This window comes from Streptomyces sp. NBC_00019 (assembly GCF_045041015.1).
GTDB lineage: Bacteria > Actinomycetota > Actinomycetes > Streptomycetales > Streptomycetaceae > Streptomyces.
This window is the reverse complement of the sequence record NZ_CP108302.1, coordinates 10688817-10701088: the sequence shown is the minus strand read 5'-3', so window position 1 is coordinate 10701088 and position 12272 is coordinate 10688817. Positions and strand designations below refer to the sequence as shown.

Sequence of the window (12272 nt, the reverse complement as noted above, 5' to 3'; positions counted from 1 at the left end):
TCGGGAGGCGCGAGGACCATGGCCGTCACTATCGCGCTGGCCGGGGACACCATGCTGGGCCGCGGGGTCGCCGAGGTGCTGGCGCACAGGAAGCCACAGCCTCTGTTCACGTCCGCGGTCCACGGGACCGTGGCCGGTGCGGACCTGTTCCTGCTCAACCTCGAATGCTGTGTCTCCGACCGGGACACCCCCGTCGACGTACCGGGCAAGGTCTTCTTCTTCCGCGCCCCGCCCCGCGCCGCCGGCATCCTGGCCGACCTGGGGGTGGATGCGGTGTTTCTGGCCAACAACCACGCTCTCGACCACGGCCCCGACGCGCTGCTGGACACCCGCGCCCAGCTGGCCGGGGCGGGCATCCGCACCGTAGGGGCGGGAGCGACGGTCGCCGAGGCCCGCGCCCCGCTCGTGTTGGAGGCGGGCGGGGCGCGCGTCGGGCTCGTCGCCGTCACCGACCACCCGGCCTCGTTCGCGGCCGGAGAGGCCCGGCCCGGCGTGGCGTACGCCGACCTGAGGGACGAGGACGTGCCCGCCTGGCTCACCGGCACCATCCGCACGCTGGCGCGGGAAACGGACCTCGTCCTGGTCAGCGTCCACTGGGGACCCAACATGACTTCCCGCCCGGTCCCCCACGTCCTGCGCGCCGCACCCGTGCTCACCGAGGCCGGCGCGGATCTCGTCATCGGGCACTCCGCACACGTCTTCCACGGCTTCACCCGCCAGGTCCTGTACGACCTGGGCGACTTCATCGACGACTACGCCGTCCACCCGGCCCTGCGCAACGACCTGGGCCTGCTCTGGCTGGTCACCTTGGACGAGCACGGTCCGAGGCGCACCGTGGCGGTCCCGATCGCCCTGGACTACTGCCACACCCGCCTGGCCGACCAGGCCGAGTACGCCTGGATCGCCGACCGGCTCACCCGCGCCTGCGCCGAACTGGGCACCCACATCACCGACGAGCACGGGCGGCTGGCTGTCGACTGGCTCCGCCCGGCGGCGCGAGCGAGCCGACCACCGGGCCGTTAGGCCCCCGCAGAGGGCCGATCGGCCCTCGCGGAGGCCGCCACGCAACCGATAAGCCGAAAGAGAGCGAGGAGCTCCACGCCGCGGCCCCGTCGCCCGATGTACCGAAGCAGGAGCCAAGCGGCGTGATCGGGAAGGGAGTTGACATGCCCGGCATGCTCGAATGGCGTCCGCCGACGATGCCCGACCTGTTCGACCGGTTCGAGACCGGTCTGGCCGGGTTCCCCGCCCTGCGGGGCGTGGCCGGCGCACACGGCATCCGCATCGAGGAGCAGGTCACCGACCAGGGTTATTGCCTGCGTGCGGAGCTGCCCGGCCTGGACGCCGACAAGGACATCCGGATCGACATCGCGCACGGTGCGCTCAGCCTGCACGCCGAGCGCGGCGAGGAGACAAGGACACCGCGTCACAGCGAATTCCACTACGGCACCTTCGCCCGCTCCGTCCGCCTGCCGCAGGGCACGCAGGACGACCAGGCCACGGCCGAGTACAAGGACGGCATCCTCACCGTCACCGTGCCGATCGTCGGCGCAGAGAAGGCCGCGGTCAAACGGATCGAGGTCCGCCGCGCCGAGTAGTCCGGCACAGTCCGTACAGCCACCGGTGCGCGGCCCGTCCATCCCCGCGCACCGGTCTCTCGCAGCACGTCCGGCGGACCCGCCGACACCAGGCCCGCGCTCCGACGACCAAGGAGGACACAATGCCCGAGCCGCAACGATGCCGACAGCGACCGGGAGCCCGTCTGCTCCCCCTCCTGGTGGCTTCCGCCACGCTGGCGCTGTACACGCGGCGGTTCCGCCCCAGGCTGCTGACCTGGGGCGCGACCCCGGGTGAGACCCTGTGCGCCTACCCAGGCGACGAACTCGTACCCGATGCCGACGGCACCTCCACGATGGCCACCACCCTTCCGGCACCGCCCGAGAAGGTCTGGCCCTGGCTGGTGCAGATGGGCGGCGACCGCGGCGGCTGGTACAGCTGGGACCGCCTGGACCACTACGGAGAACCCAGCGCGGACCACGTCGTGCCCGAGTGGCAGAACCTTCACGAGGGACAACGGCTGCCCACGACGCAAGGCGGAAAGTCCTGGTTCACCGTGGCCCGGCTGGAGCCGAACCGCACCCTCGTGCTGCGCTCGGACCTGCGCCTGCCCTCCGGCCACTCCTTCGACCCGCAGACCGAACCCCCGCCGTCGGCACGCCTCGACGGGATCTGGGGCTTCCACCTGCAGCCGGCCCCCTTCGGGGAAACCCGCCTGGTGGTCCGCACGCGCGGCCAGAGCCGGCCCCGATGGCTCACCGGGCCGTTCGACCTGCTGCTGGGGGAACCCGCGCACTTCATCATGCAGACCCGCCAGTTCCACAGCCTGCGCGTCCGCCTCGACACGGAACCGTGACGCGGGGCGTAGCCGTGCGGATCAGTCCGCCCCTTCCGCGGCGCCGAGGGCCAGGGTCGCGGGGACTGCTCGCTGACCGATTGGATGGAAAACCATCCGAAGAAGCCGAGCGGAAGGAGCGGGGTCCGGAGAGCGATCCTGGTCCCGAGTGGGGGGAGTCTCCGAAGGTTCTCGGTGAGGGCCCTTCGACCCCTGCCCGCGGACGGGTGCGCACGGTTGGCTCGTAAGCGGTGGAGAACTCTTTCCCGTGTGAGGGAGGAAGCCGTGATCACGATCAAACAGGCCGCGGCAGAGTTCCTGGCCAAGAAGCGCATCGCGGTGACCGGAGTGTCCCGCGAGCCGCAGACGCATGCCGCCAACGCGGTGTACCGGCGGTTGCGGGACCGCGGCTACGAGGTGTTCGCCGTCAACCCGAACGCCGACGAGGTCGAGGGCGACCGTTGCCACCCGGACCTGAAGTCCATTCCAGGCGGCGTCGAGGCGGTGGTGATCGGCACCCGGCCGGAGGCCGCCGAGGACACCGTGCGCGAGTGTGTCGCCCTCGGCATCCGGCAGGTGTGGATGCACCGCCTGTACGGCAGCGGCAGTGTGTCCGAGAAGGCCGCGGCGTTCGGCCGCGAGCACGGGATCACCGTCATCGAGGGAGGCTGTCCTCTGATGTTCGGCCCGACCGCCGACACCGGCCACAAGGTCATGCGCATGGCGCTCACCCCGGCCGGCCGACTGCCCAGGCGGGTGGAGGTGGCCTGATGTCCGGGGCGAGCGGACTGCACCGGCTCGACCGGTGGATGTACGGGGGCGGCCGCCCCAACCGGGTGGCGCGCCTGCTGAACCGGATCGCGGCGATCCAGTACGCCGCCGGGCTGGCTCCGGGGTACTGCATGACGCTGGACGTGCGCGGGCGGCGTACCGGCCGGCGTGTCTCCTTCCCGGTCGTCGTCGCGGAGCACGGGGGCGAGCGCTATCTCGTGTCGATGCTCGGCGAGCGGGCGAACTGGGTACGCAACGTCCGCGCGGCCGACGGTCGGGCGGAGCTGCGGCACCGGAGCCGTACGGAGGTCCGACTCGTCGAGGTGGACCCCGCCGACCGCGCACCCGTGCTGCGGGCCTACCTCCGCCGTGCGCCGGGAGCCCAGGCACATGTGCCGGTGGACCGGCACGCCCGGCTGGAGGAGTTCGAGGGGATCGCGCACAGGTTCCCGGTCTTCCGCATCACTCAGCCACCCGCCGGTCCCGCCTGACGTCCCGCATACACGGCCGTACGATCTGGACGCCTTGCCGCGCACCGGTCCGACCGTACGGCCGTCCGGGACCTTCGGCCCCTGCCGGCCCCGTCCCGTGGTGCGCGAACGTCGGAAGAAGGACGACGAAACACAACCGAACCGGGAGGCACCCATGTCCGCCGTCTCTGTTCCGCAGCGCCGCTCGACGCCCGGCCGCGGGGACTCCGCGGCCGTCTCCGTCTCCGGACTGGTGAAGACGTTCGGACAGACCCGCGCTCTGGACGGGCTGGACCTGACGGTGACGACCGGGGAAGTGCACGGGTTCCTCGGGCCCAACGGCTCGGGCAAGACCACCACCCTCCGGATCCTGCTCGGCCTGCTGCGGGCCGACGCCGGCGAGGTCCGGCTGCTGGGCGGCGACCCGTGGCGCGACGCGGTCCGGCTGCACCGGCGGCTGGCGTACGTGCCGGGCGATGTGAGCCTGTGGCCGAAGCTGACGGGCGGCGAGATCATCGACGTCTTCGGACGGATGCGCGGCGACCTCGACCCCGGCCGGCGGGACGAGCTGCTGGAGCGGTTCGAGCTGGATCCGGCCAAGAAGGCCCGCACCTACTCCAAGGGCAACCGGCAGAAGGTCGGCCTGGTCGCCGCGCTGGCCTCCCGCGCCGAACTGCTGCTCCTGGACGAACCGACCTCCGGCCTCGACCCGCTCATGGAGAGCGTCTTCCAGGACTGCATCCGCGAGGCGACGGCCGAGGGCCGCACGGTCCTGCTGTCCAGCCACATCCTGGCCGAGGTGGAGGCACTGTGCGACCGGGTGAGCCTCATCCGGTCGGGCCGCACCGTCGAGAGCGGCACGTTGGCCGACCTGCGGCACCTGACCCGCACGTCGATCGACGCCGCGACGGTGCGCACGCCCACCGGTCTCGGCGCGCTGCCCGGCGTGCACGGCCTGCGCGCCGAGGACCATCGGGTCCGCTTCGACGTGGACACCGACCGCCTCGACGACGCCGTACGCCACCTCACCGGCTTCGGCATCCGCACCCTCACCAGTCAGCCGCCCACGCTGGAGGAGCTGTTCCTGCGCCACTACGGCGACGAAGCGGCCGCCCACGGCCACCGGGACCCGCGATGACCTCGTCGACCGAGCTCACGGGCACCGCCGTCCTCACCCGGCTGATCCTGCGCCGCGAACGCATCCGCATCCTGATCTGGACCATCGCCGTGCCCCTGCTGGTGCTGCTGACGGCGACCAGCGTCAAAGGCCTCTACCCCACCCAGCACGACCTGGACGTGGCGGCCGAGGCAAGTGAGGACAATGCCGCGGCCATCGCCTTCAACGGACCCGCCCAGGGTCTCGACACGCTGGGCGGCGAAGTGGCCTTCCAGGTGGGCACTCTCGGACTGGTCATGGTCGCTCTGATGAGCACGTTCATGACGGGACGGCAGACCCGTGCCGAGGAGGAAGCAGGGCGCGCGGAACTGATCCGCTCCCTGCCCGTCGGCCGGCACGCGAACGCCACCGCCACCCTGCTGGTCGTGGCCGGCATGAACGCGGTGGTCGGGGCCCTGGTGACACTCGGCCTCATCGGCCTGGACCTGCCGGTCACGGGGTCTGTCGTCTTCGGCCTGTCCTTCTGCGCGCTCGGCCTCGTCTTCGCCGCGATCACCAGCCTGATCGCACAGGTCTCGGAGAACACCCGGGTCGTGCACGGCAGCGCCGGCGCCGTCCTGGGAGCGGCCTTCGTGCTGCGAGCGGTCGGGGACATCGGTGACGGCACCGTGTCGTGGTTCTCCCCCATCGGCTGGGTCCAGAAGACACGCCCCTTCGCGGGCGAACGCCTCTGGCCCCTTCTCCTCGTCGTCGCGGGTGCCGTCGCGGCCGTCGCCGCGACCCACGCCCTCTCCGACCGGCGCGACCTCGGCGCTGGCCTCGTCCCGCCCCGGCCCGGCCGGCCGCGGGCGGCACCCGCGCTCGGCCGGCCGCTGGGCCTGGCGCTGCGGCTGCAGCGAGGCAGCCTCATCGCCTGGAGCTGCGGTGTGTTCCTCGCGGGCGTCGCCTATGGCTGGGTCGCCGTCGACGTGGAGGACTTCGTCGCCGACAACGAGGCCATGGAGGACTTGATCACCGGCTACGGCGGGGCCGACCTCACCGAGGCCTATCTGTCCCAGTCGCTGCTCGTCTCGCACTGCTCGGCGCCGGGTACGCCGTCCAGTCGGCCCTCCGGCTGCACGGCGAGGAGAGCGGGCTGCGGGCCGAGCCGGTGCTCGCCACCCCCGTCTCCCGCGGCCGCTGGGTGGCCAGTCACCTGACGGTCGCACTGGCCGGCAGCGTCGTCGTCCTCACCTCCGCGGGCCTGGGCACGGGACTCGCCTACGGCATCACCAGCGGCGAGCTGGACCAGGTGCCCCGCCTGCTGGGCGCCGCACTCGCCTACACGCCCGCGCTCTGGCTGCTCGCGGGACTGGTCATCGCCCTGTTCGGGCTCGCACCGCGCGCCGTCACGGCTGCCTGGGCCGCCCTCGCGGCCTGCTTCGTCATAGGCCTGTTGGCCCAGGCCCTCGACCTGCCCGGCTGGGTCAGGGACGTCTCCCCCTTCGAGCACGTCCCGCACCTGCCCGCGGCCGACCCGGCCCTCACCGCGCCGGTCCTCCTCCTGACCATCACCGCCGCCCTCATCACGGCCGGCCTGGTGGGTTTTGGCCAACGGGACGTGCGCTAGGGCCACTTGGCCCACTCACCGGCCCACTCAGCCCCTGGGCCGCCCCGCTAGGACGGCTGGACGCTGGAGGTGAGGCCCGGAGGTGTGTCATGACCGAAGTCCGGCAAGCACCGGTACACGCGCTGCTCACGGACGGCACCACCGTCCGTATCCGGCGGGCAGGTCCCGGCGACCGCGACGAAGCGCAGCGGCTGTACGAGCAGATGTCGGCGGAGAACCTACGACTGCGGTTCTTCACCATCAGCCGGGCCTCCGCCCGGCAGGCCGCGGACCGTGTGGCGAAGTCCGGCCGGGCGGGCTACCTCGCCCTGGCCGCCGAACACGCGGGCCGCCTGGTGGGACTGACGGAGTACGAGGTCACACCGCCCGGCACCACGGCCGAGCTCTCGCTCGCCGTCGCCGACGACTGGCACCACCACGGCATCGCCACACTGCTGCTCGAGCACCTCGCGGACGCCGCCCGGTCGGCGGGCGTCACCGTGTTCACCGCGGAGGCGCTCTCCGAGAACCACGAGGTCCTGAAGGTCTTCCAGGACCTCGGGCTGCGCGTCGAGCGCCGCTTCGAGGGCCCCGAAGTGCACTGCACCGTCGAACTCACCGAGGACGAGGACTACTTGCGTGCCGTGGACACCCGCGGCAGCCTCGCCGACGTCGTCAGCCTGCGCCCTCTGCTGCGGCCCCGCAGCGTGGTGGTGATCGGCGCGGGCCGCAGGCCCGGATCCATCGGCCGCGCGATCCTGCGGAACATCGCCACCGGCGCCTTCACGGGACGCGTGTTCGCCGTGCATCCCGAGGTCACGTCACTGTCGTGGGCGCACGCGTACCCGTCCCTGGCCGAGCTGCCGGAGGTACCCGATCTCGCGATCGTCGCCGTGCCCGCGCCGGCCGTCCCGGACGTGGCCGAGGAGTGCGGCGCGGCGGGCGTGCGCGCCCTGGTGGTCGTCTCCGCCGGTCTCGGCCCCCAGCAGGCGGGCGCTCTGCTCGCCGCCTGCCGCCGCCACGACATGCGGCTGGCCGGCCCCAACTGCCTGGGGCTGGCCAACACCGAGGACGGCATCCGGCTGGACGCCACCTTCGCCGCGCACCACCCGGGCCCCGGGACGGCCGGTGTCGCCGCGCAGTCCGGCGGAGTGGGCATCGCCCTGCTCGACGGGCTCGGCCGGCTGGGCATCGGCGTCTCCAGCTTCGTATCACTGGGCGACAAGTACGACGTGAGCGGCAACGACCTGCTCCAGTGGTGGGAGAGCGACGGACGCACCGACCTGGCGCTGCTGCACCTGGAGTCCTTCGGCAACCCGCGCGCCTTCTCCCGCACCGCACGCCGCGTGGCCCGCACCATGCCCGTGCTCACCGTCGACGCCGGGCGGTCGGAACCCGGGCGGCGCGCCGCCGCCTCGCACACCGCGGCGGCCGCCACCCGGATCATGACCCGGCAGGCGCTGTTCACCCAGGCCGGGGTCACCGCCACCCGCACGATCGGCGAACTCCTCGACGCCGCGGCGCTGTTGCACTCCCAGCCGATGCCGACGGGCACCAGGGTCGCCGTCGTCTCCAACGCGGGCGGCACGGGTGTCCTGACCGCGGACGCCTGCGTGGACGCCGGGCTGAACGTGCCACAGCTCGGTGCCGACCTGATCGCCGAACTCCTCGCGGTGCTGCCCGAGGGAGCGACCGCCACCAACCCCGTGGATGCCACAGCCACGGTCGACGAGGAACAACTGCGCGCCTGTGTGAACCTGCTGGCCGGGCACGGAGCCGTCGACGCCGTGCTGGTGACCCTCGTGCCCACGGCGGTCGCCGCGGCCACCGGCGACGATCTCGTCCGGGCCCTCACCCACGATCCGGGCCCGCTCCCCCGCCCGGTCGTCGCGGTCCTGCCCGCCCAGGCGACCCGGGTCGAGCTGCTGGCCGCCCGCAACGACGGTACGGTGCCCGCCTACGCGGACGCCCAGGACGCCGCCCGGGCCCTCGTCCACGCCGCCGCCCGGGCCCACTGGCTCGCCCAACCCCGCGGCACCGTGCCGGACTTGACACAGGTGGAGACCCCGCGTGCCAGTGAGCTCGTCGCGTCGTTCCTGGACGACAACCCGGAAGGCGGCTGGCTGGATCCGAGGACGGCCGCCGCGCTCCTCGGGTGCTACGGGATCCCACAGATCCCCTGGGCCTGGGCGCGGGACGAGGACGAGGCGGTCGCCACCGCCGAGCGGCTGGCGGGCGCCGACGGACGTGTCGTCATGAAGGCCCACTGGCCGGGGCTCGTGCACAAGAGCGAGCAGCACGCCGTCCACCTCGACCTGCAGAACCCCGCCCAGGTCAGGGCCGCCCATCGGGACCTGGTCACTCGCTTCGGGGACCGACTGACCGGCGTACTCCTCCAGCCGTTGGCCGAGCGCGGCACCGAACTGCTCGCCGGCGTCGTCCAGGACGAGGTCTTCGGACCGCTCGTGGTCTTCGGACTCGGCGGGAGCGCGACCGAACTGCTCGCCGACCACGCGGGACGGCTCGCCCCGCTCACCGACCGCGACGTGCACGAACTGATCACGGCCCCGCAGTGCGCCCCGATGCTGTTCGGCTTCGCGGGCAGTCCGGCGGCCGACGTCGAGGCGCTGGAACAGGTGCTGCACCGGCTGTCCCGGATGGCGTGCGACCTGCCGCAGCTGGCGGAGGCCGACCTCAACCCGCTGCTGTCCGGACCGCACGGTGTCCGTGCGCTGGACGTCCGGGTACGGCTCGTGCCACGAGGTGCGCACGACCCGTATCTGCGCCGTCTGCGCTGACCGGAACCGGCCCCCTCCCGGCCCACCGCAGGGAGGGGGCCGTTCGGCACCCGCTCGGTGCCGCTCGGCCCACGCCCGAGTCGGCCGGTACGGGCCACTGTGGGAGCAGGAGAGGTCCTGCGGGGAGGCAGCCATGACCGAACGCACCGATGGCAACGGCATCGTGGTGGGCGTCGACGGATCCGAGGCGTCCCTGGCCGCGCTGCGCTGGGCGGAGAAGCAGGCGCGCGCCCTGGACGCACCGGTCGTCGCCGTGCACGCCTGGGAACCGGCCGCGGCCGGATTCGCACCCTACGCTCCGGCATCGGCCCGACCGACCGCCGAGGAGCAGCGTGAGCGGGCCGCCGCCCTGCTGGCCGCCGCGGTCCGGGAGACCTTCGGACCGCGCAGCGGCTCTGCCGTACGCGCCGTCGTGGTGGAGGGGCCGCCCGCCAGGGTGCTCCTCCAGCACGCCCGCGGCGCCCTGCTGCTGGCCCTGGGGCGCAAGGCCCACGGGCAGTGGGATCCGCCTGCCATCGGCACCGTGGGCCGCGACTGTCTGCGGCACGCGACGGTGCCCGTGGTGACCGTGCCCACGGCCGAGAAGGCCGCGCCGCCGCTCAGGGCCGTCGCCACGCCGGAACACGTCCGCAGCGGAGCCGCATAGCCGAGAGCGACCGAGAAACACCGAGGTGACGACATGGACATCCTGGTCGGATACGCCAGCGCGCACGGGTCGACCCGCGAGATCGCGGCCCACATGGCGGCCCGGCTGAGCGCGGCCGGCCTCAAGGCCGAGGCGAGGGCGCTGGAGACGGTGGAGGACGCCGACGCGTACCGGGCGTTCGTCCTCGGCAGTGCCGTGCACGGGCAGACCTGGCTCGAACAGGCGAAGGCATTCCTCCGCGACAACCCCGACGTGCTGGGTACCCGGCCGGTGTGGATCTTCAGTGTCGGGATGCCGGGGGCGCTGCGCGGGCCGTGGAAACGCCTCGCGGCCAAGGAGATCCCGGTGATCGTGAAGAGTCTGCCCGGCGAGGTGCCCCACCGCGACCACCGGCTCTTCTCCGGTGTCGTCTCTCCCGACCAGCTGCCCTTCACCGGACGTCTGCTGTTCCGTCTGATGGGTTGCCGGTTCGGCGACTACCGCGACTGGGGCGCCATCGACGGCTGGACCGACAGGATCGCCGCGGAGCTGGCCGACGGCTGAGGAGGTGCCCGGTGCGTTTCGTGAACCGCAAGGAGGCGGGGCGCCGGCTCGCCCGGCGCCTGGAGCATCTGCGCGGCCAGGACGTGGTGGTGCTGGGGCTGCCGCGGGGCGGTGTGCCCGTGGCCCGGGAGGTGGCCGACGCGCTCGGGGTGCCCCTCGACGTTCTGGTCGTCCGCAAGCTGGGCGTGCCGTGGCAGCCGGAGCTGGGATTCGGGGCCGTGGGCGAGCGGGGGGTGCTCGTCCTCAACGACGCCGTGCTCGAGGAGATCCCGCTGAGCGCGGCCCGTCGGCGGAGCGTGGCGGAGACCGAACGGGCCGAACTGGACCGGCGCGTCCGCTCCTACCGTCGGGGCCGTGCGCCCGTTCCGATGGCCGGACGCACGGTGGTGGTCGTCGACGACGGCCTGGCGACCGGCGGCACCGCCGAGGCCGCGTGCCGGGTCGTGCGCGGACTGGGGGCGGCCCGGATCGTCCTCGCCGTCCCGGTCGGGCCGACGTGGACCGTCGCCCGGCTGCGCGAGGTGGCCGACGAGGTGATCTGTCTGCAGCCCCTGGACCGGCTCGGCTCGGTCGGCGCCTGGTACGACGACTTCACCCAGGTCGGGGACGCGGAGGTGACCGCCTTGCTGGGTGCTCCGCCCGCGCACCCCGACATCGAGGTGCCCGTCGGGCCGGTGCGGCTGGCGGCGCGGCTCGTGGTCCCGGCCCCGGCCCGGGCCGTCGTGGCGTTCGCGCACGGCAGCGGCAGCGGCCGGCACAGCCCGCGCAACCGTCATGTGGCGGACGTCCTCAACCGGGCGGGCCTGGGCACGCTGTTGCTCGATCTACTGACCGAGCGGGAGGAAGAGGACCGGCACAACGTCTTCGACGTCTCCCTGCTGGCCGGCCGACTGCGCGCCGCGGCATCCTGGCTGCGCCGTGAGACCGCTCTGCCCGTGGCCTTCTTCGGGGCGAGCACCGGTGCCGCCGCGGCCCTGGAGGCCGCTGCCGACGACTCCGGGATCGGCGCGATCGTCTCCCGGGGCGGGCATCCTGATCTGGCCGCTCCCCTGGCCCTGGCACGGGTGCGGGCCCCGACCCTGCTCATCGTCGGCTCACGCGACGCCCAGGTGCTCAGTCTCAACCGGCTCGCCGCCGACCGGCTGCACTGCGCGCACCGGCTGGTGGTCGTCCGGGGCGCCGGTCACCTCTTCGAGGAACCGGGCGCGCTGGACACGGTCGCCGCACTGGCCCGCGACTGGTTCACCGACCATCTCGCCCGCCCACCGGCCGACGCGGCGCAAGGGCGGCCGGTCTGACCCGCGCCGCCGACGGGCGGCACCTCAGTGCCGGTTCTCCAAAGCGTTCGCGGCCCACCGCCTGCGCACCGCATCCTCGTGCTCGCCCTGCTCCAGCGTCGCGTCCGCACGGGCGAGCGCCCGCTCCAACCGGGGCACCCAGTGACGTCGCAGGGCCCGTACCCGCTGCCGAGTCCTCAGGACTTCCTCCCCCAGGGCGCGGGCCGCGGCATGGACGGCCGCGTACTCGGCGGCCGCCCGCACGGCGTCGGCGTAGGCGGCCTCCGCGTGGAACAACGCGGTGTTCGCGGGCGCCGGATCACCCGGATCCCGCTCCGGCACCGTGCAGGAGGCGGTACGGGGGTGTCGTACGCCCATCGTGGCCGTCCACACGATCTCCAGTTCGGCCGGGGGGCGGCAGGCCACCGCGTCCAGGGCCTCCTCGCCGCTCAGCAGCAGTCCGCGCCGCAGCCAGGTCTCCGCCTCGCGCAGCCGCCGGTGCCAGTCCTCCTCGGCGGTCCGCTCGGCCTGCCGGAGCGCCTCGTGGCGGGTCCGCAGGATCTGCAGCTTCCGGTCGAGCAGATCCGCGCCGCGCCGGGCGGCCTCCAGGCTGCGGCGCAGTCGCATCCGGCCAGCCCTTCCGGGCGGGACGCGCAGCTCCGCCATGGGA

Annotated in this window: 13 protein-coding genes; 12 read left to right on the top strand and 1 reads right to left on the bottom strand. The window is 73.4% G+C overall.

Translation table 11 applies throughout. From position 1 onward, the window contains the following. The first annotated feature begins 18 nt into the window (after positions 1-18). The 12 genes from OHU89_RS49745 (at position 19) to OHU89_RS49690 (ending at position 11623) form a co-directional block, all read left to right on the top strand. The gene (locus OHU89_RS49745) at positions 19-1023 is read left to right on the top strand and encodes a CapA family protein (RefSeq protein WP_405653273.1); all 1005 of its coding nucleotides are present in this window, start codon (positions 19-21) and stop codon (positions 1021-1023) included. A gap of 143 nt (positions 1024-1166) precedes the next feature. Further along, positions 1167-1598, top strand: coding sequence for an Hsp20/alpha crystallin family protein (locus tag OHU89_RS49740; protein ID WP_405653271.1), 432 nt, complete (start codon positions 1167-1169; stop codon positions 1596-1598). A gap of 122 nt (positions 1599-1720) precedes the next feature. Continuing rightward, positions 1721-2413: a hypothetical protein gene (locus OHU89_RS49735; RefSeq protein WP_405653269.1), complete on the top strand. Its 693-nt coding sequence runs from the start codon at positions 1721-1723 to the stop codon at positions 2411-2413. Positions 2414-2677: 264 nt separating this feature from the next. Then, complete coding sequence (locus tag OHU89_RS49730; RefSeq protein WP_405653267.1) at positions 2678-3163, top strand: CoA-binding protein; 486 nt, start codon at positions 2678-2680, stop codon at positions 3161-3163. Next, positions 3163-3654, top strand: coding sequence for a nitroreductase/quinone reductase family protein (locus OHU89_RS49725; protein WP_405653264.1), 492 nt, complete (start codon positions 3163-3165; stop codon positions 3652-3654). The genes OHU89_RS49730 and OHU89_RS49725 overlap by 1 nt, the downstream gene beginning before the upstream one ends. Positions 3655-3808: 154 nt before the next feature. Then, positions 3809-4771 carry an ATP-binding cassette domain-containing protein gene (locus tag OHU89_RS49720; protein ID WP_405653261.1) on the top strand — a complete coding sequence of 321 codons (963 nt, stop codon included), beginning with the start codon at positions 3809-3811 and terminating at the stop codon, positions 4769-4771. Continuing rightward, positions 4768-5949 (top strand): ABC transporter permease, encoded by a 1182-nt coding sequence (locus tag OHU89_RS49715; RefSeq protein ID WP_405653258.1) that lies wholly within the window; start codon positions 4768-4770, stop codon positions 5947-5949. Before OHU89_RS49720 ends, OHU89_RS49715 begins: the two co-directional genes overlap by 4 nt. Beyond that, complete coding sequence (locus tag OHU89_RS49710; RefSeq protein ID WP_405653255.1) at positions 5901-6359, top strand: hypothetical protein; 459 nt, start codon at positions 5901-5903, stop codon at positions 6357-6359. The genes OHU89_RS49715 and OHU89_RS49710 overlap by 49 nt, the downstream gene beginning before the upstream one ends. An 89-nt stretch (positions 6360-6448) precedes the next feature. After that, positions 6449-9136 (top strand): GNAT family N-acetyltransferase, encoded by a 2688-nt coding sequence (locus OHU89_RS49705; protein ID WP_405653252.1) that lies wholly within the window; start codon positions 6449-6451, stop codon positions 9134-9136. A gap of 133 nt (positions 9137-9269) precedes the next feature. Further along, positions 9270-9782 (top strand): universal stress protein, encoded by a 513-nt coding sequence (locus OHU89_RS49700; protein ID WP_405653249.1) that lies wholly within the window; start codon positions 9270-9272, stop codon positions 9780-9782. Between the two features lie 33 nt (positions 9783-9815). Then, entirely contained in the window at positions 9816-10325 is a 510-nt protein-coding gene (locus OHU89_RS49695; RefSeq protein ID WP_405653247.1) for a flavodoxin domain-containing protein, read from the top strand. An 11-nt stretch (positions 10326-10336) separates the two neighbouring features. Next, positions 10337-11623: an alpha/beta family hydrolase gene (locus OHU89_RS49690; protein WP_405653244.1), complete on the top strand. Its 1287-nt coding sequence runs from the start codon at positions 10337-10339 to the stop codon at positions 11621-11623. Between the two features lie 24 nt (positions 11624-11647). Here the strand turns inward: OHU89_RS49690 and OHU89_RS49685 are convergent, their stop codons facing one another. Continuing rightward, entirely contained in the window at positions 11648-12268 is a 621-nt protein-coding gene (locus OHU89_RS49685) for a V-type ATP synthase subunit D (protein WP_405653242.1), read from the bottom strand. Positions 12269-12272: the final 4 nt, after the last annotated feature.

What these genes read in the sequence shown, in the direction of transcription:
- OHU89_RS49700 (WP_405653249.1), top strand. Translation starts at nt 9,270, where the DNA reads ATGACCGAACGCACCGATGGCAACGGCATCGTGGTGGGCGTCGACGGA.
- OHU89_RS49740 (WP_405653271.1), top strand. Translation starts at nt 1,167, where the DNA reads ATGCCCGGCATGCTCGAATGGCGTCCGCCGACGATGCCCGACCTGTTC.
- OHU89_RS49695 (WP_405653247.1), top strand. Translation starts at nt 9,816, where the DNA reads ATGGACATCCTGGTCGGATACGCCAGCGCGCACGGGTCGACCCGCGAG.
- OHU89_RS49745 (WP_405653273.1), top strand. Translation starts at nt 19, where the DNA reads ATGGCCGTCACTATCGCGCTGGCCGGGGACACCATGCTGGGCCGCGGG.
- OHU89_RS49715 (WP_405653258.1), top strand. Translation starts at nt 4,768, where the DNA reads ATGACCTCGTCGACCGAGCTCACGGGCACCGCCGTCCTCACCCGGCTG.
- OHU89_RS49725 (WP_405653264.1), top strand. Translation starts at nt 3,163, where the DNA reads ATGTCCGGGGCGAGCGGACTGCACCGGCTCGACCGGTGGATGTACGGG.
- OHU89_RS49685 (WP_405653242.1), bottom strand. Translation starts at nt 12,268, where the DNA reads ATGGCGGAGCTGCGCGTCCCGCCCGGAAGGGCTGGCCGGATGCGACTG.
- OHU89_RS49705 (WP_405653252.1), top strand. Translation starts at nt 6,449, where the DNA reads ATGACCGAAGTCCGGCAAGCACCGGTACACGCGCTGCTCACGGACGGC.
- OHU89_RS49720 (WP_405653261.1), top strand. Translation starts at nt 3,809, where the DNA reads ATGTCCGCCGTCTCTGTTCCGCAGCGCCGCTCGACGCCCGGCCGCGGG.
- OHU89_RS49735 (WP_405653269.1), top strand. Translation starts at nt 1,721, where the DNA reads ATGCCCGAGCCGCAACGATGCCGACAGCGACCGGGAGCCCGTCTGCTC.